Source organism: Streptomyces sp. DSM 41931 (assembly GCF_050271085.1).
GTDB classification, from domain to species: Bacteria; Actinomycetota; Actinomycetes; order Streptomycetales; family Streptomycetaceae; genus Streptomyces; species Streptomyces albogriseolus.
Genome location: NZ_CP189902.1, coordinates 715,009 through 733,854, shown reverse-complemented (window position 1 = coordinate 733,854; position 18,846 = coordinate 715,009). Strand labels below are relative to the sequence as shown.

General features: G+C 73.2%; 19 protein-coding genes. 10 read left to right on the top strand and 9 right to left on the bottom strand.

Annotation, left to right across the window (positions count from 1 at the left end; all coding sequences use genetic code 11):
• Positions 1 to 60: 60 nt before the first annotated feature.
• Positions 61 to 1,503, top strand: a complete 1,443-nt coding sequence (locus ACP7TJ_RS03465) for an amidase (RefSeq protein WP_189910705.1) — start codon at positions 61 to 63, stop codon at positions 1,501 to 1,503.
• A gap of 6 nt (positions 1,504 to 1,509) precedes the next feature.
• Here the strand turns inward: ACP7TJ_RS03465 and ACP7TJ_RS03460 are convergent, their stop codons facing one another.
• Positions 1,510 to 2,868, bottom strand: a complete 1,359-nt coding sequence (locus tag ACP7TJ_RS03460; RefSeq protein WP_427762041.1) for an FAD-dependent oxidoreductase — start codon at positions 2,866 to 2,868, stop codon at positions 1,510 to 1,512.
• Positions 2,869 to 3,071: 203 nt separating this feature from the next.
• On the opposite strand from ACP7TJ_RS03460, the gene ACP7TJ_RS03455 reads away from it, so the two are divergent.
• Positions 3,072 to 3,530, top strand: a complete 459-nt coding sequence (locus ACP7TJ_RS03455; RefSeq protein WP_367548618.1) for a DUF6214 family protein — start codon at positions 3,072 to 3,074, stop codon at positions 3,528 to 3,530.
• Between the two features lie 24 nt (positions 3,531 to 3,554).
• Here ACP7TJ_RS03455 and ACP7TJ_RS03450 read toward each other — a convergent pair whose 3' ends face one another.
• Positions 3,555 to 4,217: a DUF305 domain-containing protein gene (locus ACP7TJ_RS03450; protein ID WP_167742549.1), complete on the bottom strand. Its 663-nt coding sequence runs from the start codon at positions 4,215 to 4,217 to the stop codon at positions 3,555 to 3,557.
• A gap of 208 nt (positions 4,218 to 4,425) precedes the next feature.
• Between ACP7TJ_RS03450 and ACP7TJ_RS03445 the strand changes: the two genes are divergently transcribed.
• Entirely contained in the window at positions 4,426 to 5,928 is a 1,503-nt protein-coding gene (locus ACP7TJ_RS03445; protein ID WP_093765054.1) for an LVIVD repeat-containing protein, read from the top strand.
• On the opposite strand, the gene ACP7TJ_RS03440 is transcribed toward ACP7TJ_RS03445, so the two are convergent.
• The 4 genes from ACP7TJ_RS03440 to ACP7TJ_RS03425 form a co-directional block, all read right to left on the bottom strand.
• On the bottom strand, positions 5,916 to 6,593 hold the full coding sequence (locus ACP7TJ_RS03440; protein WP_167742415.1) for a TetR/AcrR family transcriptional regulator: 678 nt from the start codon (positions 6,591 to 6,593) through the stop codon (positions 5,916 to 5,918). The genes ACP7TJ_RS03445 and ACP7TJ_RS03440 overlap by 13 nt on opposite strands.
• Before the next feature lie 85 nt (positions 6,594 to 6,678).
• A complete protein-coding gene (locus ACP7TJ_RS03435) occupies positions 6,679 to 7,461 on the bottom strand; it encodes a phosphatase PAP2 family protein (protein ID WP_167742414.1) in 783 nt (260 codons plus the stop codon).
• Between the two features lie 417 nt (positions 7,462 to 7,878).
• Positions 7,879 to 8,814, bottom strand: a complete 936-nt coding sequence (locus ACP7TJ_RS03430) for a M56 family metallopeptidase (RefSeq protein ID WP_427762037.1) — start codon at positions 8,812 to 8,814, stop codon at positions 7,879 to 7,881.
• Between the two features lie 126 nt (positions 8,815 to 8,940).
• Positions 8,941 to 9,507, bottom strand: a complete 567-nt coding sequence (locus tag ACP7TJ_RS03425) for a DUF5134 domain-containing protein (protein ID WP_167742412.1) — start codon at positions 9,505 to 9,507, stop codon at positions 8,941 to 8,943.
• 157 nt (positions 9,508 to 9,664) lie between these two features.
• Between ACP7TJ_RS03425 and ACP7TJ_RS03420 the strand changes: the two genes are divergently transcribed.
• On the top strand, positions 9,665 to 11,368 hold the full coding sequence (locus ACP7TJ_RS03420) for an FUSC family protein (protein WP_427762036.1): 1,704 nt from the start codon (positions 9,665 to 9,667) through the stop codon (positions 11,366 to 11,368).
• Positions 11,365 to 11,952, top strand: a complete 588-nt coding sequence (locus ACP7TJ_RS03415; RefSeq protein ID WP_093765573.1) for a MarR family winged helix-turn-helix transcriptional regulator — start codon at positions 11,365 to 11,367, stop codon at positions 11,950 to 11,952. The genes ACP7TJ_RS03420 and ACP7TJ_RS03415 overlap by 4 nt, the downstream gene beginning before the upstream one ends.
• Positions 11,953 to 11,984: 32 nt before the next feature.
• Here ACP7TJ_RS03415 and ACP7TJ_RS03410 read toward each other — a convergent pair whose 3' ends face one another.
• Entirely contained in the window at positions 11,985 to 12,383 is a 399-nt protein-coding gene (locus tag ACP7TJ_RS03410) for a VOC family protein (protein ID WP_193459439.1), read from the bottom strand.
• Positions 12,384 to 12,532: 149 nt separating this feature from the next.
• On the opposite strand from ACP7TJ_RS03410, the gene ACP7TJ_RS03405 reads away from it, so the two are divergent.
• Positions 12,533 to 13,075, top strand: a complete 543-nt coding sequence (locus tag ACP7TJ_RS03405; protein WP_093765571.1) for a GNAT family N-acetyltransferase — start codon at positions 12,533 to 12,535, stop codon at positions 13,073 to 13,075.
• 22 nt (positions 13,076 to 13,097) lie between these two features.
• Here the strand turns inward: ACP7TJ_RS03405 and ACP7TJ_RS03400 are convergent, their stop codons facing one another.
• Positions 13,098 to 13,781 carry a glycerophosphodiester phosphodiesterase gene (locus ACP7TJ_RS03400; RefSeq protein ID WP_189910385.1) on the bottom strand — a complete coding sequence of 228 codons (684 nt, stop codon included), beginning with the start codon at positions 13,779 to 13,781 and terminating at the stop codon, positions 13,098 to 13,100.
• Between the two features lie 254 nt (positions 13,782 to 14,035).
• Between ACP7TJ_RS03400 and ACP7TJ_RS03395 the strand changes: the two genes are divergently transcribed.
• From ACP7TJ_RS03395 to ACP7TJ_RS03380, 4 genes are all read left to right on the top strand, one after another.
• Entirely contained in the window at positions 14,036 to 15,433 is a 1,398-nt protein-coding gene (locus ACP7TJ_RS03395; protein WP_167742409.1) for a DUF6421 family protein, read from the top strand.
• Positions 15,434 to 15,471: 38 nt separating this feature from the next.
• A complete protein-coding gene (locus ACP7TJ_RS03390) occupies positions 15,472 to 16,218 on the top strand; it encodes an SDR family NAD(P)-dependent oxidoreductase (RefSeq protein WP_093765568.1) in 747 nt (248 codons plus the stop codon).
• Positions 16,215 to 17,285 carry a threonine aldolase family protein gene (locus ACP7TJ_RS03385; RefSeq protein ID WP_386000742.1) on the top strand — a complete coding sequence of 357 codons (1,071 nt, stop codon included), beginning with the start codon at positions 16,215 to 16,217 and terminating at the stop codon, positions 17,283 to 17,285. The genes ACP7TJ_RS03390 and ACP7TJ_RS03385 overlap by 4 nt, the downstream gene beginning before the upstream one ends.
• Before the next feature lie 87 nt (positions 17,286 to 17,372).
• On the top strand, positions 17,373 to 17,945 hold the full coding sequence (locus ACP7TJ_RS03380; protein ID WP_386000627.1) for a transglutaminase domain-containing protein: 573 nt from the start codon (positions 17,373 to 17,375) through the stop codon (positions 17,943 to 17,945).
• A gap of 110 nt (positions 17,946 to 18,055) precedes the next feature.
• Here ACP7TJ_RS03380 and ACP7TJ_RS03375 read toward each other — a convergent pair whose 3' ends face one another.
• Complete coding sequence (locus ACP7TJ_RS03375; protein ID WP_093765565.1) at positions 18,056 to 18,784, bottom strand: lysophospholipid acyltransferase family protein; 729 nt, start codon at positions 18,782 to 18,784, stop codon at positions 18,056 to 18,058.
• Positions 18,785 to 18,846 lie beyond the last annotated feature (62 nt).

Genomic DNA, 18,846 nt, shown 5'->3' with positions numbered 1-18,846 from the left:
GAGTGTATCGATTACGGGGTAGGGTCGGGCACGGAGCATGCGGCAGAGGAGCAGAACGCGATGAGCGGGCAGAACACCATGTGGGCCATGACGGCGGCCGACCAGGCGGCGGCGGTCCGCAGCGGGGAGATCTCGGCGGCCGACCTGGTCGACAGCCATCTGGAACGCATCGCCGAGGTCAACCCACGGGTCAACGCGGTGACGCAGCTGATGGCCGACCGGGCCCGTGAGGACGCGGCGCGCACGGACCGGCGGCGGGCGGCGGGCGAGGAGCTCGGGCCGCTGGCCGGCGTGCCGTTCACGGTGAAGGAGACCACGCCGGTCGAAGGCGTGCCGACCACCTTCGGGCTGCCGCGCTTCCGTGACCTCGTGGCGGCGGCCGACGCGCCCCCGGTGGCCCGGCTCCGCGCGGCGGGGGCCGTGCCGATCGGCCACAGCAACATGCCCACGCTGGTTCTGGCCGGGATGCACACCCGCAGCGAGCTGTTCGGCGACACCGTCAATCCGTGGGACCCGAGCCGGACCCCGGGCGGTTCCAGCGGCGGTGACGGGGTGGCCGTCGCCACGGGCATGGCGGCCCTCGGTCTTGGCAACGACTCCGGCGGATCGGTGCGGATCCCGGCTTCCTTCTGCGGTGTCGCGGGGCTGAAGCCGACTCCCGGGCGGTTCCCCGCCGACCACCGTGTCCTCGGTCCTGACGACCCCGGACCGGCCTCGCAGGCGTTGGTGACCGACGGGCCGCTGGCCCGCACGGTCGCCGACCTGCGGCTGGCGTACGAGGCGCTGGCGGGGACCGATCCGCGGGACCCCCGGGCCGTGCCGGTGCCGCTCGACGGCGCACCGCTGCCGGGACCGGTCAGGGTCGCGCTCGTCGCCGACCCCGGCGGCCGGGGCGTGCACCCTGTCGTCCGTGCGGCGCTCACCGCGGCGGCGGACGCGCTGAGCGACGCGGGCTACGACGTGCGGGAGACGGCCGACGTCCCCCGGCACGACGAGGCGCTCGAGGCGTACGGCAGGATCACGCTGACCGAGTTCGCGCCGACCTGGCCGGCCGTGCGGCAGCTGCTCGGCGACGGCGGGGACCGCTACATCCAGCTCGCCCTGGAGAGGACGCCGCGCGCCGACGCCGCGGAACTCATGCGGCTGATGGGCTCCTGGCTCGGTATCCGCCGCTCCTGGGCGGAGTTCCTCGACGCCTTCCCGCTGCTGCTCGGGCCGGTCTTCACCGAGCCGCCCGTCGAGCCGGGACTCGAGTCGCGGGACGCGGCGGGACGCGAGCGGGTCGCCGTCGGCATGCGCCTCTGCACGGTGACCAGTTTCGTCGGGGTGCCCGCGGTGGCCGTGCCGACCGGGATCCGCGACGGGCTGCCGTGCGGCGTGCAGGTGGTGGGCCGTGCGTTCCGGGAGGACCTGTGTCTGGCCGCCGCCCAGGAGATCGAGGACCGCCTGGGCGTGCTGACACCGGTCGACCCCCGGCCGGCGGCCGCGGCCGTCACGCGCTAGGCAGGGCTACGACCGGGGGACAGACGCGTCCCCGCCCCGGGCCGCCGTCAGCAGCGACTCCCAGTCGGGGAGCTTGACGACGCCCCGGCCGAGGGAGGCGCCCAGGCGGGACTCGGCGCGTTCGATGGCCTGCCAGCCCTGCCAGGGGACCGGGTCCACGCCCTCGGCGCGCAGGGCCGGCAGCGGGTCGTCGGGGAGGGCGCGGGCGGTGAGGGACGGGGCGTCCTGGAGCAGGGACGTCACCGTGTCCTTCGCGCACGAGCGGTTGGTGCCGATGACGCCGGTCGGGCCCCGCTTGATCCAGCCCGCGACGTACTCGCCCGGCGCGACGGCGCCCCCGCGCAGCACCCGCCCGCCGAGATGCGGCACCGTGCCCGTCGCCGCGTCGAACGGCAGCCCCTCCAGCGGCACCCCCCGGTACCCGACCGAGCGGAGCACCAGCTGCCCCTCGACCTCCTCGAAGCGGCCCGTCCCGGTGACCCCGCCCCGACCGTCCGGCGCCGTCCGCTCGAAGCGCACGGCGCCCACCCGGCCCTCGCGGGCGAGCAGTTCGACCGGGCGGAGGAAGAACCGCAGACGGATCAGACGCCGGGCGTCCGGTTGCGGCGGCGCCGTCCAGCCGCGCAGCACCTCGACGTTGCGGCGCCGGGGCGGAGGCAGGCCGGACGGGTCGGCGAACGACGGGTCGAGCGCCGCCTCGGCCGCGTCGACCTGGACGGCGGTGTCCGGCAGGGTGCCCAGTTCGCGCAGCTCCCTGGTGGTGAAGCGGGCCTGCGAGGGGCCGCGCCGGCCGACCATGTGGATCTCCTCGACCTCGCTCGCCGCGAGGGCGGTCAGCGCCGCGTGCGGCATGTCGGTCGGGCGCAGTTCGCCCGCCCCGCGCGCCAGCATGCGCGTGACGTCCACGGCCACGTTCCCCACGCCGACCACCACGGCCGACCGCGCCCCGTGCAGGAACCCGGCGTCGGCGGCGTCCGGGTGCGCGCTGTACCAGGACACGAACTCGGTCGCCGACCAGCTCCCCGGAAGGCCCTCGCCCGGGACGCCCAGATGCCGGTCCGCGGCGGCGCCCACGCAGTAGACCACCGCGTGGTACAGCTCCCGCAGCCGGGCCGCCGGCACCCCGTCCGGCCCGACCGGCACCGCGCCGAGGAACCGCACCCGCTCGTGTTCCAGCACCGCGCGCAGGCTGCCCTGCAGGGACTTGATCTTCTCGTGGTCCGGGGCCACGCCGTAGCGGACCAGGCCGTAGGGGCAGGGCAGGCGGTCGAGGACGTCGACCCGGACCCCCGGATCGAGCTGGACGAGATGCTGGGCCGTGTAGCACCCGCTGGGCCCGCTTCCGACGACGGCGACACGCAGCACGGGGAACTCCTCACCCCGAGGGGGACCGGCGGGAGACCGCCGGCGCCTCCCAGCATGGCACCGCCCGCGCTCCGCTGACAGGGTGCCGTCCGCCGTCCGGGGTGCGTGTTCCTACGGAGGGAAACTGATCGCCCCGTTACGTTGCCTGTGTGCTCGAGGCATCTTTTCTTCAACTTTCCGATCGCTCTCCGGCGGAGGGTGCGGTGTCCGTGTGGCCCGCGTGGGAGGTGCGGGAGGGCGAGCGCTCCACCCGGTGGCTCCATGTGCGGCTGGCCTTCCGTGACGGGGCCACGATCGAGGCGCTGGCGTCCGTGGGCGAGGGCTGGGTCTGTGTGGAGGACGTCCAGGCCCGCCCCGCGCTCGCACTGGAGGACCTGGCCGTGTTCGCCGACTGGATCGAGGGCCCGCTGGCGCGGGCCTGCGGCGCCGAGCCCGAGCCGGAGCCGGGGGAGGGCACCGGCGGCACGCACCGGGAGGAGCCCCCGGGCGGGCGGGCCGGGTGGCCGGTCGTGGCCCGGGCGTACCGGGCCGCGCAGGAGCGGGGCGCCGACCCGGTGCTCGCCGTGATGGACCAGACCGGCTACAGCCGGCGCGGGGCGCTCCGCCTCATCGGGCGGACGCGCGACGCGGGGCTGCTGTCCCCGCGCCACGCCCGCCGCTGAGCGGACCGCCGTCCCGGCGGAACGTCACAGCAGGTCGCGCATCCGGTTGATCTCACTGGTCTGCTGCGCGACCACGTCGTCCGCCATTTCCTCGACCAGGATGTTGTTCCCCTGGCCCTTCACCTCGGTGGCCATGGTGATCGCGCCCTGGTGGTGCGTGATCATCAGCGTGAGGAACAGCTGGTCGAAGGCCTTGCCCTCGGCCGCCCGCAACTGCCTCAGCTGGGCCTCGGTCGCCATGCCGGGCATCGTCGCGTGGTCGTGCCCGTGGCCCGCGTCCGCCTCCGTCTTGCCGTGGGTGCGCAGCCAGCCCTTCATCGCGCCTATCTCGGGCTTCTGCGCGGCGGCGATGCGCTCGGCCAGCTTGACCACCTTCGGCGACTCGGCGCGTCCCGGCACCAGTTCAGTCATCTCCAGCGCCTGCGCGTGGTGCTGGATCATCATCCGCGCGTACGACACGTCCGCGGCGTTGGGGGAGTCGTCCTCCTTGCGCTCCTGCTCGGCCTCCTCGGCCGACAGGGTGCGGTTCTCCTCCCCGGGAGCGCCGGGCGCGATCACCGAAGGGCCGCTCGCGGGGGCCGACTTGGGGTCGTCCTCGCCGGAGTCGCAGCCCACGAGCCCGAGGACGGCCAGCGCGGTCAGCCCGGCGGCGACGGCGGACAGGCGTGGCACGCGGCGGTTGTGCACATGGACCTCCTGTGACTGGCGGTATTCCCGCTCGGCAGTGGTGCGGAACACCTCGTGAGTGTCGATGACCGTCCTAGCACGCTTCCGCGCAACTTCGATCAAAAAACTTTGTTGCGATGACGTGGAGCCCCTGTTGGTATGTGCATGCCGAAGACGATACTGCCGGTGCCACACCGTTCCGAGGTGAACGGAACCAGGGAGGAAAACAGTGATCCTGTTGAGCGTTTCCCGAACCCGGCGGAGACGGCTGGGAGTTGCCGCGGCCGCGGGCGGCCTGCTGGCCGCGCTGCTCACCGCCGCGCCCGCCGCGGCGATTCCCGACCCGGGGGACTCGCCCGCCGCCGCGAAGGAAGTGTCCCGCAGCGACCAGGCCGAGGCCCGCGCCGCCATCGAGAGCGGCGAGATACCCGGCCAGGACGAGATCGTCCACTCCGCCAACATCGAGCACGTGGCCAACATCCCCAAGGACGTGCTGTCCGGCACCAACTCGGACCTCGCCTTCCAGGGGAAGTACGCCTTCGCCGGCAACTACGACGGCTTCCGCGTCTTCGACATCAGCAACCCGGAGAAGCCCGAGACGGTGGCCCAGGTGCTGTGTCCCGGATCGCAGAACGACATCTCCGTCTCGGGCAACCTGCTGTTCCTGTCCACGGACTCCTCGCGCAGCGACAGCAGCTGCAACAGCACCACGCAGCCCGCCACCGAGAAGTCCTCCTGGGAGGGCATGAAGGTCTTCGACATCAGCGACAAGCGCAACCCGCGTTACGTCGCCGCCGTCGAGACCGCCTGCGGCTCGCACACGCACACGCTGGTGCCCGACCGCAAGAACGTCTACGTCTACGTCTCCTCCTACTCGCCCAACGCGGCCTACCCGGACTGCCAGCCGCCGCACGACGGCATCTCCGTGATCAAGGTGCCGCGCAAGGCCCCGCACAAGGCCGCCGTGGTCGGGTTCCCCGTGCTGTTCCCGGGTGAGGGCCCGGACGGCGGCGGCAACCCGGGCGCGCCCACCAACCCGGGCGTCTCCAAGACCACCGGCTGCCACGACATCACCGTGCTGCCCTCGAAGGACCTGGCCGCCGGTGCGTGCATGGGCGACGGCATCCTGTTCTCCATCAAGAACCCCGAGCGTCCGCGCGTGATCGACCGCGTCCAGGACAATGTGAACTTCGCGTTCTGGCACTCGGCGACCTTCAACCAGAGGGCCGACAAGGTCGTCTTCACCGACGAGCTGGGCGGTGGCGGCGCGGCCACCTGCAACGCGGAGATCGGTCCGAACCGCGGCGCGGACGGCATCTACGACATCGTCGGCAAGGGCGACCGCAGCAAGCTGGTGTTCCGCAGCTACTACAAGATCCCCCGCCACCAGGCGGACACCGAGAACTGCGTGGCCCACAACGGCTCGCTGATCCCGGTCCGCGGCCGTGACCTGATGGTCCAGGCCTGGTACCAGGGCGGCATCTCGGTGTGGGACTTCACCAACTCGTCCAAGCCGAAGGAGATCGCCTACTTCGAGCGCGGTCCGCTCTCCACGGACCGGATCGTCACCGGCGGTTCGTGGTCGGCGTACTACTACAACGGCTACATCTACTCCAACGACATCGCCAAGGGCTTCGACGTCCTGAAGATCGACGACAAGCGCACGGACGCGGCCCGCTGGGTCCGTATGCAGGAGCTCAACGTGCAGACGCAGCCGGACTACTTCGACTGAGTCTCCGGGTCCGTCGCGAAGAACCGGGCCATGTCCGTCCGGTCCTTCTCCTTCGTCCCGCCGGTCCCCCCGGGGTCCGGCGGGACACCCATCTCCCAGTCCAGCCGGTAGCGCTTGAACAGCTCGGCGCGCAGCATCGGCACGGACATGGGCGCGCCCGGCATCACCGCCGCGTACACGGCGCCCATCAGCAGCGCCCGCAGCATCGGGTAGTCGGACTCGACGTCCCGCGAGCCGTGCCGGGCGACGGTGTCGCTCAGCAGCTCGGCCAGCCGCCGCTGCTCGGGACACGGCAGGAACCCCTCGGCCTGCAGCAGCCCCGCCATGTGCTGGCGCATCAGCACCGGCCGGTCCCGCGCCAGGCCCAGGATCGCGTCGATGGCCCGCGCCATCCGCTCCCCGCCGTCGTCGGTGCGCGGCTCCCGCTCCAGCGCCTCCTCCAGGGTGCGGTGCATCAGCCGGTGCACGGCGGACTGCACGAGCTGGCGCTTCCCCGGGAAGTAGTACGACACGAGCCCTCGCGCGGAGCCCGCCCGGTCGGCGATGTCGCCCAGCGTGGTCGCCTCGTACCCGCGCTCGTCGACCAGTTCGACGGCCGCGTGCAGCAGCCGCTCCTTGGAACGCCGACGCAACTCTTCATTGACCAGGGCGCTGCGCGGGGACATGCTGGACTCCTGCGTTGACTGGCTGCCAGCCAACTATACTCAGCGCACCTGGAAGGGCCCTCGCGGGCCCTCTTCGGGCTGCCGTTCACCTCGGGCGACGCGGGGGATCGTCCGAGGTGGACGGTGCGGGGGAGGACGACGGCGGGCGCGTACCGCCGGACCGGCCCGGTGCCGTGCCCGCGTCCGCGGGACGCAGCCGCCGGTGCACCGCGACCGCCGCGACCACCGTCAGCGCGCCGAACAGCCAGCCGCCGAGGACGTCCGTCGGCCAGTGCACGCCGAGCCAGACCCGGGTGAGACCGACGCCGGCCACCGAGATCACCGCCACCACCAGCGCCGTACGCCACAGCACGCGTCCCACGCCGTGACGGTGCAGCAGCCACAGCAGCAGCCCCAGCACGACCGTCGCGGTCATGGCGTGCCCCGACGGGAAGGCGGCGTAGTGCGCCGTGTCCACCGGGTCGGGATACTCCGGGCGCTCCCGGCCGAGCGCCGCCTTCAGCCCCTGCTGCACGGCCGTGGCCAGGGCCACCGCCACGACCAGCCACCCGGCGGTCCACCGGGCGGCCGGACGCCGGAGCAGCAGGACCACGGTCACCGCGCACAGCAGACGCATCGTCCAGGGGTCCCACACCCAGTCCGTCAGGATGCGGGCCGCCTGCGTCAGCCCGTCCTCCGCGACCGCCCAGCGGTGCGTGGTGCGGGAGATGCCGCCGTCCAGGTCGAGCAGGGGCCGCCACTCGGCGGCGACCAGCGCCAGCAGCAGCGCGGAGGCGGCGCCGAGCAGGGCGGCCGCCGCCACCGCCGACCGGGCCGGCGCGCGGGGTGTGGGGGGCGCGGGCGGTGCGGGGGCGTGGGAGGTTCGCATGGGGTGATCCTCGCCGACCGGGGGCGTCCGGGCCAGAACCCGGCCCGCCCGGTCCTCAGGGGGCGCGGACCGGCCCGGTCCCGGGACGGTCCGGCCGCGTCGGGGCCGTCGCTACCCCACTGCCCGCAATCCGGGCGGGGACGCCAGGAGATCGGGGAGCACCGGCATCATCGGCGAGGCGAAGGCGGTCAGTGGCAGCCGGCGTCCCGCGGTCGGCCGTGGCCCGGGGCTCAGCAGACGGCGCGTCTGTGTGGTGGGGGAGGCTTCCCTCAGGGCCCGCAGTCCGGGCGGGGAAGCCACGAGGACGGGGAGCGCGGGCATCATCGGCGAGGCGACGGCGGTCAGTGGCAGCCGGCGTCCCGCGGTCGGCCGTGGCCCGGGGCTCGGCAGACGGTGCGTCCGTGTGGTGGGGGAGGCTTACCCCAGTGCCCGCAGTCCGGGCAGGAACGCCACGAGGACGGGGAGCGCGGGTACCAGCGAGGCGACGGCGGTCAGTCGCAGCCGGCGGCTCGGGGGAAGCCGGTCGCCGGAGCCCAGCAGACGGTCCACCCGTGCCGGGACGTGCGCCTGCGTGGTCGGGCAGGGGCCGAACACCCCGCGGTCCTCGTTCAGTTCGACCAGGGCCAGGGCGGTGGTGAGCCGGCCGAACCGGCGGGACGCCGTGTCGTCCGCGGCGAGTTCGACCAGCCGGTGCATCTCGTCCCGGAACGCGGAGAACACCGGAACCTGCGGGAAGCCGTCCGCCAGCGCGGACGAGCAGTGCAGCAGCCAGTCGTGCCGGGCGCGTGCGTGACCGCGCTCGTGCGCCAGCACGGCGTCCAGCTGCCGTCCCTTCAGACGCTGTAACGCGGCTGTCGTGACCACCAGTTGGGGCGGGGTGCCGGGCAGGCACCAGGCGTCCGGGCGGTCGCCCTCCAGCACCACGAGCCGGTCGGAGCCCGGCTCCTCGCCGGGCAGCAGCGGAGCCCGGCGCCGCAGTTCGGCGCGGCGCGCCCGGCGCCGGGCGCGGGCCCGCGCGATCTCCCGGACCAGCATCGCCCCGCTCCACAGCCCGCCGCACGCCAGCACCACGGCGGTGACATGCGCCCAGAGGCCCGCCGTGCCGAGCGTGTACGCCTCCACGACCGCGACCGGCGCGCCGGTGAACACATGCCCGCCGACCGCCCGCCAGGCCGCCGCCGCGCTGAACGTCATCGACAGGGCACAGCACAGCAGCACCGCGGCGATCACGCACTGCCAGGCCCACAGGGCCACCACCGGTTCACGGTCCGGCCAGTCCGCCCGCGCGAGCAGCCGGGGACCCACGACGGCGGTCAGCACGCCGAGCAGCAGCAGGACCGCGGGGAGGATCATGGCAGCAGCCTAGAAGCGCGGACGCCCCCTGGATACGGGCCCGCGGTCCGAAGTGACGCAGACAACGGTCCCGCGCCGGCGGCCGGACGGTCCCTTGCGTGCCCTCGGATCGTCCCGTGCGCGGCCTCACATCGTCAGCAGCATCGCCACCATCGCGATCCCCATCGACAGGCGGCAGGCCCGCGCCAGCTCCGGCCGGTCGCCCCACCCGGTGCCTGACCCGGTACGCGGCCCGACGCCCGGCCCGCCCGCCAGGGCGGGTACCGGCACCAGCCGTGCGCCCGTCACCAGCACGTACGCCGTGAAGTACAGCAGCAGGGCCGCGGTCAGCGCGGGTATGCCCGCACCGCCGTGGTGCGCTCCCCGCGGGGCGGCCGCCATGACCACCGCCATGTAGACCATCGCGCCCGCGCCCACCACATGGTGCAGATGCCCCGCGGAGACGCGGGCCGCCCACAGCGCGTGCAGCCCCGCCGCCCCGAACACCGCCGCCCACAGCGGCCAGGCCCACGCCGGCGGCGTGAACACCGCCGCGGGCACCGCCATCGCCGCCATCCCGAACCCCATCAGCGCCTCGCCGCCCGCCGCCCGGCGCTGCTCCTCCACGCTGCTGCGCATCCGCAGCAGGCAATAGGCGCCGGTCGCCGCGCAGAGCGCCACCAGCAGCCAGCCGGACGATCCCGGTCCGTGCACGCGAACCCCCCTCGAACCGCTCCACCGGACGATCAGGGGATGCCCGTGCCCGACGGCGTGTACGCGAGCGCGAGGGGGTACGCGGGGGGCTCCCGGGGGCGCGGGCGGCCTCCGGCCCTGTTTTTTACAAGTAAAACACCTGTTAACCTTGCTCTTCATGAGCAGTGCCACCCCCACCCCCACGCGCGTCCGGCGCCTTCCCGTCGTCGGCGCGCTGCGCCTCGGGCGACCCTCCGACGTCTGGTTCAAGCCCGCCCTCAGCGTGGTCGCCGCCGTCGCCCCGCCCAGCCTGCTCCTGGTGGCGCTCGGCCGGCTCGACCTCGCCGCGTACACGATGGCGGGCTCGCTGTGCGCCCTGTACGCGCACCACCGCCCGTACGCCGCCCGCGCCAAGGTGCTCGCGTGGGTGGTCCTCGGCATGCTCGGCGGCCTCGCCGTGGCCCTGGTCACCGCCTCCCTCACCCGGAACGCCGTGGTCCTGGTCACCGTCGGCGCTCTGCTCGCCGCCGTGCAGAAGGCGGTGTGCGACGCCACCCGCGTCGGGCCGCCCGCGCATGTGATCCTCACCTTCGTCAGCTCCGCCACGCTGTTCGTCCCCCAGACCCTCGGCCAGGTCCCCGGCCACCTCGCGCTCGCCGCGGCGGCCGGGGCGTGGGCGTGGCTGGTGGGCATGGCCCCCGCGCCACTCCGCCCGCACGGCCCGGAGCGGCGGGCCACCGCCCAGGCTCTGCACACGGCCGCCGCGTACGCCGAGACCGCGCGCGGCGGCGAGGAGAGCGCCGGCGCCCGGTCCGCCGCCTACGCCGCCGTGCACGCGGCCTGGCAGACCCTCCTCGCGGCCCGGAACCGCCCCTCCACGACCCGCCGCGCCCTCGAACGCCTCGTCGTCCGCGCCGAGGTCGCCCTCGCCACACCCGCCGACACCGACCCCGCCCGCCTCCGCGCCTGGGCCGACGCGGTACGCGGCTCGGGGCGCGTACCGCGTACGGGGGATCCGCGGCGGGACGAGGGTTCGCTCGGTGAGCGGGACGAGCTCGTCGGGGTGGCTGCCGAGCGGGCGGTCGCGCCGCGTCCGTTGTGGAGCCGGCTCGGGCCGCTCGCCCCCCTCGCCGTTCGCACCGCTCTCGGCTGCGCCCTCGCCGGATACGTCTCCCTCGCCCTGGGCGCCGACCGTCCCTACTGGGCGCTGGTCACCGCCGCCTCCCTCTACCAGGCCAACCTCACGCTCACCTGGAGCAGGGCCGTGCAGCGGGTCGTCGGCAACCTCGTCGGCGTGCTGCTCTTCGCGGCCGTCACCCCGGTCGCCCGGCTCGGCCCACTCGCCCTCGTGCTGTGCATCCTCGCCTGCAACTTCGGCGCCGAGGCGCTCATCGGCCGCAACTACTGGCTCGGCAGCGTCTGCGTGACCCCGCTGGCGCTGCTCGTCACCGAGCTGCCCGGCTACCAGCCCACCGGCGAGCTGGTCACCGACCGGGTCGTGGACACACTGGTCGGCGCCCTGGTCGGCTTCGCCGCCGCCCTCGCCGTCACCGACCGGCGGGCCGGGCGGCGCCTCGAGCGGGCGCTCACCGCCGTCGACCGCGCCCGCGAGCGCGCCGCCCGCCTGGCGGCCGGCCCCGCGGCCACGCCCGCCGCCCTGGAGGCCGCCCGCCGCGGACTCGCCGCCGCCGTCGTCGACCTGCGCGCGACGGCCGACGCCGCGGCCGGAGAATGGTGGCAGCGCGCGCTGCCCCAGGAACGGGTGGTGCTCGCCGAGCAGGCGGCACACCGTACGCTCGCGGCGACGGTACGACGCCAGGGTCTCCTCCCGGACCCCGGCACCACCAGCACGCAGACGCACACGGAGGACACATCGCCATGACGGCGACCCAAGGGCCATCGGCCGGCGACGGTGTCACCGGCACGCCGGACACCTCGAGCACCGCGGACACGTCCGCCCCTGGGCGCGACACCGTCGCCGAGGTCGTCCGGCAGTGGCGGGCGGTCCACCCCGACCTCGACACCGGCCCCATGGAGATCATCGGCCGCATCAACCGCTGCGCGGCGCTCTTCCAGCAGGCCGAGGACGCCCCGCTGCGGCGGGCCGGGCTCACCCGCCCGGAGTTCGACCTGCTCGGCGCGCTGCGCCGCACGGGGCACGAGCTGACGCCCAGCGAGCTGGCCCGCGAGACGTTCTCCTCGGGCGCCGCCGTCACCAAACGGCTGAAGCAGCTCACGGAGCGGGGGCTGGTCGAGCGCCGGGGCGACACCCGGGACCGGAGGGTGGCGCACGTGCGTCTCACCGACGCGGGGCGTGAGGCGGTGGACGGCATCCTGCCGTCGCAGCTCGCCTACGAGAACGCGGTGCTGTCCGGGCTCGGCCCGGCCGAACTCGGTGACCTGGCCGGTCTGCTCGGTGGGCTGCTCGCGCAGTTGGAGGGACGGCTGAGCGCGGTGCGGGTGTAGCCGGTGACCGTTCCGGGGTGGGGGAGGGGGATTCAGATCCCCGGCCGGTACCGCAGGGGGTGCTCCGCCGGGATCTCGACCAGGACGATCGGTGTCCCGTCCGGGTCCTCGATCCACATCTCGATCAGACCCCACGGCTCCTTCACCGGAGGGCGGACGATCTCCACGCCCCGTGCGGTCAGTTCCTCCCGCGCCGCCTCCGCGTCCTCCACCTGGAGCCACAGCCGCACGTCGGGCGAGCCCGCCGGCGCCGCGTCCGCGCGGCCCGAGAGCTCCAGGAAGCCGCCGCCGAGGAAGTACACGGTGCCGCGCTCCGGGCCGGTGCCGAACTCCCGGTGGACGGCGAGGCCGAGGCGGCGGCCGTAGAAGTCGCGGGAGCGCTCGGGGTCGGAGGGGCGGAGCAGGACACGGCTGCTGAGTACATGCACCATGCGGCCGAGCCTAGGGGGAGTGGCCGGACGCCGCCGCCGACCCGCCGTCCGGAGGGTGGACCGCCCCTTCGGGGGCCGGGAGCGGCGCGTTAACCTCGGCCCGTCCCGGCCACGTCGTACGACACACGCACGAATCGAGGAACCGCTCCATGGGAACCGCCGCCGACGCCGCACTGACCTTCCGTGATGCCACCGACGCCGACGTGGACGCCCTCGTCGAGCTGATCGAGTCGGCCTACCGGGGGGAGTCCAGCCGCGCGGGGTGGACCACCGAGGCGGACATCCTGCAGGGGCAGCGGACCGACCCCGAGGGCGTGCTGGAGGTCGTCGAGGCGCCGGACAGCCGGCTGCTCACCGTGGAGCGCGAGGGCCGGATCGTGGCCTGCTGCCAGCTCGAGCACCGCGGTGACCACGCCTACTTCGGGATGTTCGCGGTCAGCCCCGCCCTCCAGGGCGCGGGGCTCGGCCGGGCGGTCATCGCGGAGGCGGAGCGGCAGGCCCGCGAGAGCTGGGGCGTGACCGAGATGCACATGACGGTGATCACCGTGCGCGAGGACCTGATCGCCTGGTACGAGCGGCGCGGCTACCGCCGTACGGGACGGACCACTCCGTTCCCGTACGGCGACGAGCGCTTCGGCATCCCGCAGCGCGACGACCTGGCGTTCGAGCTGCTGGTCAAGGAGCTGGTCTGACCGTCGTACGGCGTCCGGCCGCTCACGCCGTGAAGCGGCCGGTGCGTTTGATCTCCGGGTAGTCGGTGGTCGCCCCGTCCAGCTCCAGCGCCCGCACCAGCCGCAGGTGGTCCTGGGTGTTGACCACCCAGCCGAACACCGACAGGTCCGCCTTGCGGGCGTGCTCCACGACCTCCAGGGTGATCCGGCGGATGTTGAGGCACAGCCGCGAGGCGCCGACGGCCACCGCCCGGTCCACCACGTCCGTGCCGTAGCGTCCCGCCACGAGCGCCGTGCGCACCCCGGGCACCAGCCGGGCGATCTCGGCGATCGCCTCGTCGTGGAACGACGCGACCTCCACGCGGTCCGCCAGCCCCCGGTCGTTCATCACCTCGGCCAGCGCCCGGGCCGCCCGGACGTCCTTGATCTCCGCCTGCAGCGGTGTCCGGACCGCGTCCAGCACCTCCACGAACAGGGGGACGCGCTCGCCGCGCCCGGCGTCCAGGGCGCGCAGTTCGTCGAGGGTCTTGTCGGCGATGGCGCCCGTGCCGTCCGTGGTGCGGTCCACGCGCGCGTCGTGCATCACCACGAGCGCGCCGTCCTTGCTCAGATGCAGATCCAGTTCGATGACGTCGAGCCCGGCCTCCTGGGCGGCGACGAAGGACCGAAGGGTGTTCTCGGGCTCGACGCCCATGACTCCGCGGTGACCGATGGTGAGGAAGTTCAAGATCCGACTCGCTTCCGTCGACGGCGGCGGGGGGCCGCGTCCCTACGGCCCTCTGGGACCGTATCGCCTCTGCCCCCCGCGTCCAGAGGCTGAACCCGGAACGCATGGAGCGCCGTCGGACGGGGTAACGGACAGGAAAAAATGCGGCGACGACCCGGGTAGGGCAGGATAATTTCCTGAGGTGCCCCTTGCTGGGAGAAACGCCCTGTGTATACGGTCAGGCGTACGCAAGGTTCTCCTGTGGAGGATGGGACATGACGGAAATTCTTGTGCAGCAGGCTTCGGGGGAGCGGGTTCCTTCGACGACCAGGGTGGTGGAGCACCCGGCATGGCCCGTGCTCAAGGATGCCGTGGAGCGGATCCGGCCCTGGCAGTCCAAGGACGGCTCGATCGACTTCGAGGCCGAGGGCGCTCCGTCGCGCGCCGACGCGGAGCACGCCGTGCACACCGTGATCGGCGCGGTCGGCGAACTGTCCCCGCTGCTCCCGCACGACCGTGCGTACCACGAGGCCCTGGGCAAGGACCTGGCCCGCTGGGCCGAGGGCGGCTTCGAGGTGCCCGACTTCCTCGACTCGCTGCTGGCCTTCCAGCCCGCCGCGCACCGCGAGGACGGCCTCCAGCACCTGGTCGTCTTCCCGATGTACACGCAGAACGGCAACCCGGACCGCAACCTCGAGGCGGTCGTGTTCCGCATGGTCTGGCCCGGCTGGCTCGCCGAGCTGGAGCGCACCCGCTACGACAACCCGCTGTTCTGCGGCATCACCTTCGAGGACTTCACCGCGGGCTACGACACCAACTCCGCGGTCCTCTTCCCCGAGACCATCGCCGTGCGCGAGGCCCCCGAGCGCTTCACCTGGGGCGCCATCTTCTGCGACCGCGAGGCCGCCCGCTTCCGTCGGGTCACCGAGGCCGCCGTCGACATCCTGGGCCTCGAACTGCCCGAGGACGTCGCCGCCATGGTCCACGACCAGAAGCGCTGCGAAGAGGCGTTCGTCCTGTGGGACATGATCCACGACCGCACGCACAGCCACGGCGACCTGCCGTTCGACCCGTTCATGATCAAGCAGCGCCAGCCGTTCTGGATGTACGGCCTGGAGGAACTGCGCTGCGACCTCACCGCCTTCAAGGAGGCCGTGAAGCTCGCGGGCGAGGGCGTGCCGCAGGCCCGTGACGTGCAGATCGCGGTCATCTTCGACCGCATGTTCCGCTTCCCGGTCACCGGCGAGCGGGTGCGCAACTACGACGGCCTCGGCGGCCAGCTGCTCTTCGCCTACCTGCACAAGCACGATGTCGTCCGCTGGACCGACAACAAGCTCTCCATCGACTGGGAGCGCGCCCCGCAGGTCACCAACGAGCTGTGCGCGGAGATCGAGACCCTCTACCGCGACGGCATCGACCGCCCCAAGCTCGTCCACTGGTTCGCCGGCTACGAGCTGGTCTCCCGGTACCTCTCCCCGCACCCCGGCTCCAAGTGGGCCAAGGGCCCCGAGGCCCTCGACCTGTCGCTGCCGCCGCGGAAACTCGTCGATGACGTGCTTCCGGACGAGTTTCCGCTGAGCATGTTCTATGAGGCCCTGTCCAAGAAGCTGAAGAACGTGATCGCCTCGACCAAGGGCATCACGGCGGACGGCGCCGAGCGGGTCGCCGCGTGAGCGATCTCGTCCACAACACTGCTCAGGAGGCGAGAACCATGGGGAACGGGGCGCTCGAAGGCGCGGTGATCGCGGTGGCCGGCGCGGGCGGGCCCGCGGGACGCGCGGCTCTGCTCAGGCTCGCCGAGGCGGGGGCCGTCGTCGTCGGCTCGGACAACGATCCGGAGCGGCTGGCGGCGGCCGTGGACGCGGCGCGGTACGCGCACGGAGGCGCCACCGTCACCGGTGAGACGGTCGACCTGCTCGACCTGGAGTCGACCCGCGACTGGGCCGCCCGCACCGAGAAGGAGTTCGGCCGCGTCGACGGCCTGGTCCACCTCGTCGGCGGCTGGCGCGGCAGCGAGACGTTCACCAAGACCAGCCTGGACGACTGGGACTTCCTGGAGCTGCTGCTGGTGCGCACCGTGCAGCACACCACGCTCGCCTTCCACGAGGCGCTCCAGCGCAGCGACCGCGGCCGGTACGTCCTCATCAGCGCCGCCGGCGCGACGAAGCCGACCGCCGGCAACGCCGCGTACGCGGCCGGCAAGGCGGCCGCCGAGGCGTGGACGCTGGCCATGGCCGACTACTTCCGCAAGGCCGGGGGCGAGCAGGGGCCGACGTCGGCTGCTGCCATCCTGGTGGTGAAGGCGTTGGTGCACGACGCGATGCGCGCCGACCGCCCCAACGCGAAGTTCGCGGGCTTCACGGACGTCAAGGACCTGGCCGAGTCCATCGTCGGCGTCTGGGACCAGCCCGCCGCGGAAGTGAACGGAAAACGTCTGTGGCTGACCGAGAAGCCGTGAACCCGCCGCGGACCGACGCGCGTCGTCATCACGACCCGGAGGTCCGCGGTTTCGCCAGCGACAACTACGCCGGCGCCCACCCGGAGGTGCTCGCCGCCCTGGCCCTCGCCAACGGCGGGCACCAGGTCGCCTACGGCGAGGACGCGTACACCGAGAACCTCCAGCAGGTGATCCGGAGCCACTTCGGGTCCACCGCCGAGGCCTTCCCGGTCTTCAACGGCACCGGCGCCAACGTGGTGGCGCTCCAGGCGGTCACCGACCGGTGGGGCGCGGTGATCTGTGCGGAGAGCGCCCACATCAACGTGGACGAGGGCGGCGCCCCGGAGCGGGTCGGCGGCATCAAGCTGCTCACCGTGCCCACCCCGGACGGCAAGCTCACCCCGGAGCTCATCGACCGGCAGGCGTACGGCTGGGACGACGAGCACCGGGCCATGCCGCAGGTCGTCTCCCTGGCCCAGGCGACCGAGCTGGGCACGGTGTACACCCCCGACGAGATCCGCGCGATCTGCGAACACGCGCACGCGCACGGCATGAAGGTGCACGTCGACGGATCCCGGCTGGCCAACGCCGCCGCCACGCTGGACGTGCCGCTGCGCACCTTCACCAACGCGGTGGGCGTCGACCTGCTCTCGCTGGGCGGCACCAAGAACGGCGCGCTGTTCGGCGAGGCGGTCGTGGTGCTGGACCCGGACGGGATCAAGCACATGAAGCACCTGCGCAAGCTGTCCATGCAGCTCGCCTCCAAGATGCGCTTCGTGTCGGTGCAGTTGGAGGCCCTGCTCGCCCGGGACCTGTGGCTGCGCAACGCCCGGCACGCCAACGAGATGGCCCAGCGCCTCGCCGAGGGCGTGCGCGCGGTGCACGGCGTGGAGATCCTCTACCCGGTGCAGGCCAACGCCGTGTTCGCGCGGCTTCCGCACGACGTGAGCGAGCGGCTGCAGAAGCGGTTCCGCTTCTACTTCTGGGACGAGGCGGCGGGCGACGTCCGCTGGATGTGCGCCTTCGACACCACCGAGGACGACGTGGACCGGTTCGTGGCCGCTCTCAAGGAGGAGATGGCCCGCTGACGCGCCGGATCCCAGGCTATGCATAGATATGCGGCCGACCGAAAAGTCATTGACTCTCGGGCGGTCGCATACCTATGCTCCGGCACCATGCAGCTCATCCAGGAAAACCCGGACCTCTCCGCCTACTTGGCCGCCGACGAGGCGATCGACCATCACCATCCGCTGGTCCGGGAGGTGTCCGCACGCCTGGCCGCCGACGTCCGCGACTCGTATGAGTATGCGCGGTCGGCCTTCTCGTACGTGCGCGACCGCATCACGCACTCGCAGGACGCCGACGACCCCCGCGTGACCTGGCGCGCCTCCGACGTGCTGGAGCAGGGCACCGGCGTCTGCTACGCGAAGGCCCACGCCCTGGCCGCCCTGCTGCGCGCCGAGGACATCCCGACCGCGCTCTGCTACCAGCACCTCGGCGTGGTGCACGGTCTGGTCGCCGTGCGCTTCCACGGCGCCTGGCACCGCCAGGACCCGCGCGGCAACAAGCCCGGGGTGGACGCGCGCTTCTCCCTCGACGGCGAGCGGCTGGCCTTCACCCCCGACCCCTCGAACGGCGAGAGGGACCACCCGGTCCTGTACGCCGCCCCGCACCCGGCCGTCCTGCACGCCCTCCGGAACGCCCCCGACCGGGCGCACCTCTGGCGGACGCTTCCCACCGAACTCTGACGTCCGGTCAGCGGTCGACGCGGCCGGAAGCCCACGCGCCACGCCCCGGGAACGCGGCAGGTCCCGGGCGCGTGCTCCGCACGGCTGCCCGGGACCTGGGAAGAGACGGCTCAGCGGGCCTCTGTCTCGCGGACCTGCTCCGGGGTGGGCGCCGTGCCGCCGAGGTGGGCCGGCATCCACCAGGTGTCGTCCTGGCTCTTCGGCCGCACCGGGTACGCCCGCTGCGCCGCCTCCAGCAGCTCCTGCACCCGCTCGCGCAGCTGACGGGTGATCGCGCCCGCGTACTTGTCCTTGGACGCCTCGACGGCCTCGCCCACGCGAATCGTGACCGGGGTGTGGCTGCGCTTGAAGTTGCGCGGGTGGCCCTTGGTCCACAGCCGCTGCGTGCCCCACACGGCCATCGGGATCAGCGGGACGCCCGCCTCCTGGGCCATGCGCGCGGCACCGGACTTGAAGCTCTTCAGCGTGAACGACTGGGAGATCGTCGCCTCGGGGAAGACGCCCACGATCTCGCCGGACCGCAGGGAGCGCAGCGCGTGCTCGTACGCGGCCTCGCCCTGCGTGCGGTCGACCGGGATGTGCTTCATGCCGCGCATCAGCGGGCCGGAGACACGGTGCCGGAACACCGACTCCTTGGCCATGAAGCGGACGAGCCGCTTCTGCGGAAGCGCCGCCAGTCCGTTGAACACGAAGTCGAGATAGCTGATGTGGTTGCTCACCAGCACGGCGCCGCCCGAGCGCGGGATGTTCTCCGACCCCTGGCAATCGATCTTGAGGTCCCAGACCTTGAACAAGGTGCGGGCGAAGCCGATCACTGGCCGGTAGACAAGTTCTGCCATGGGCGGGTCGGAACCCTTCCTTCTCTGCCTGGGACGGGGCGCTCCCAGTCGAAGTTACGCAG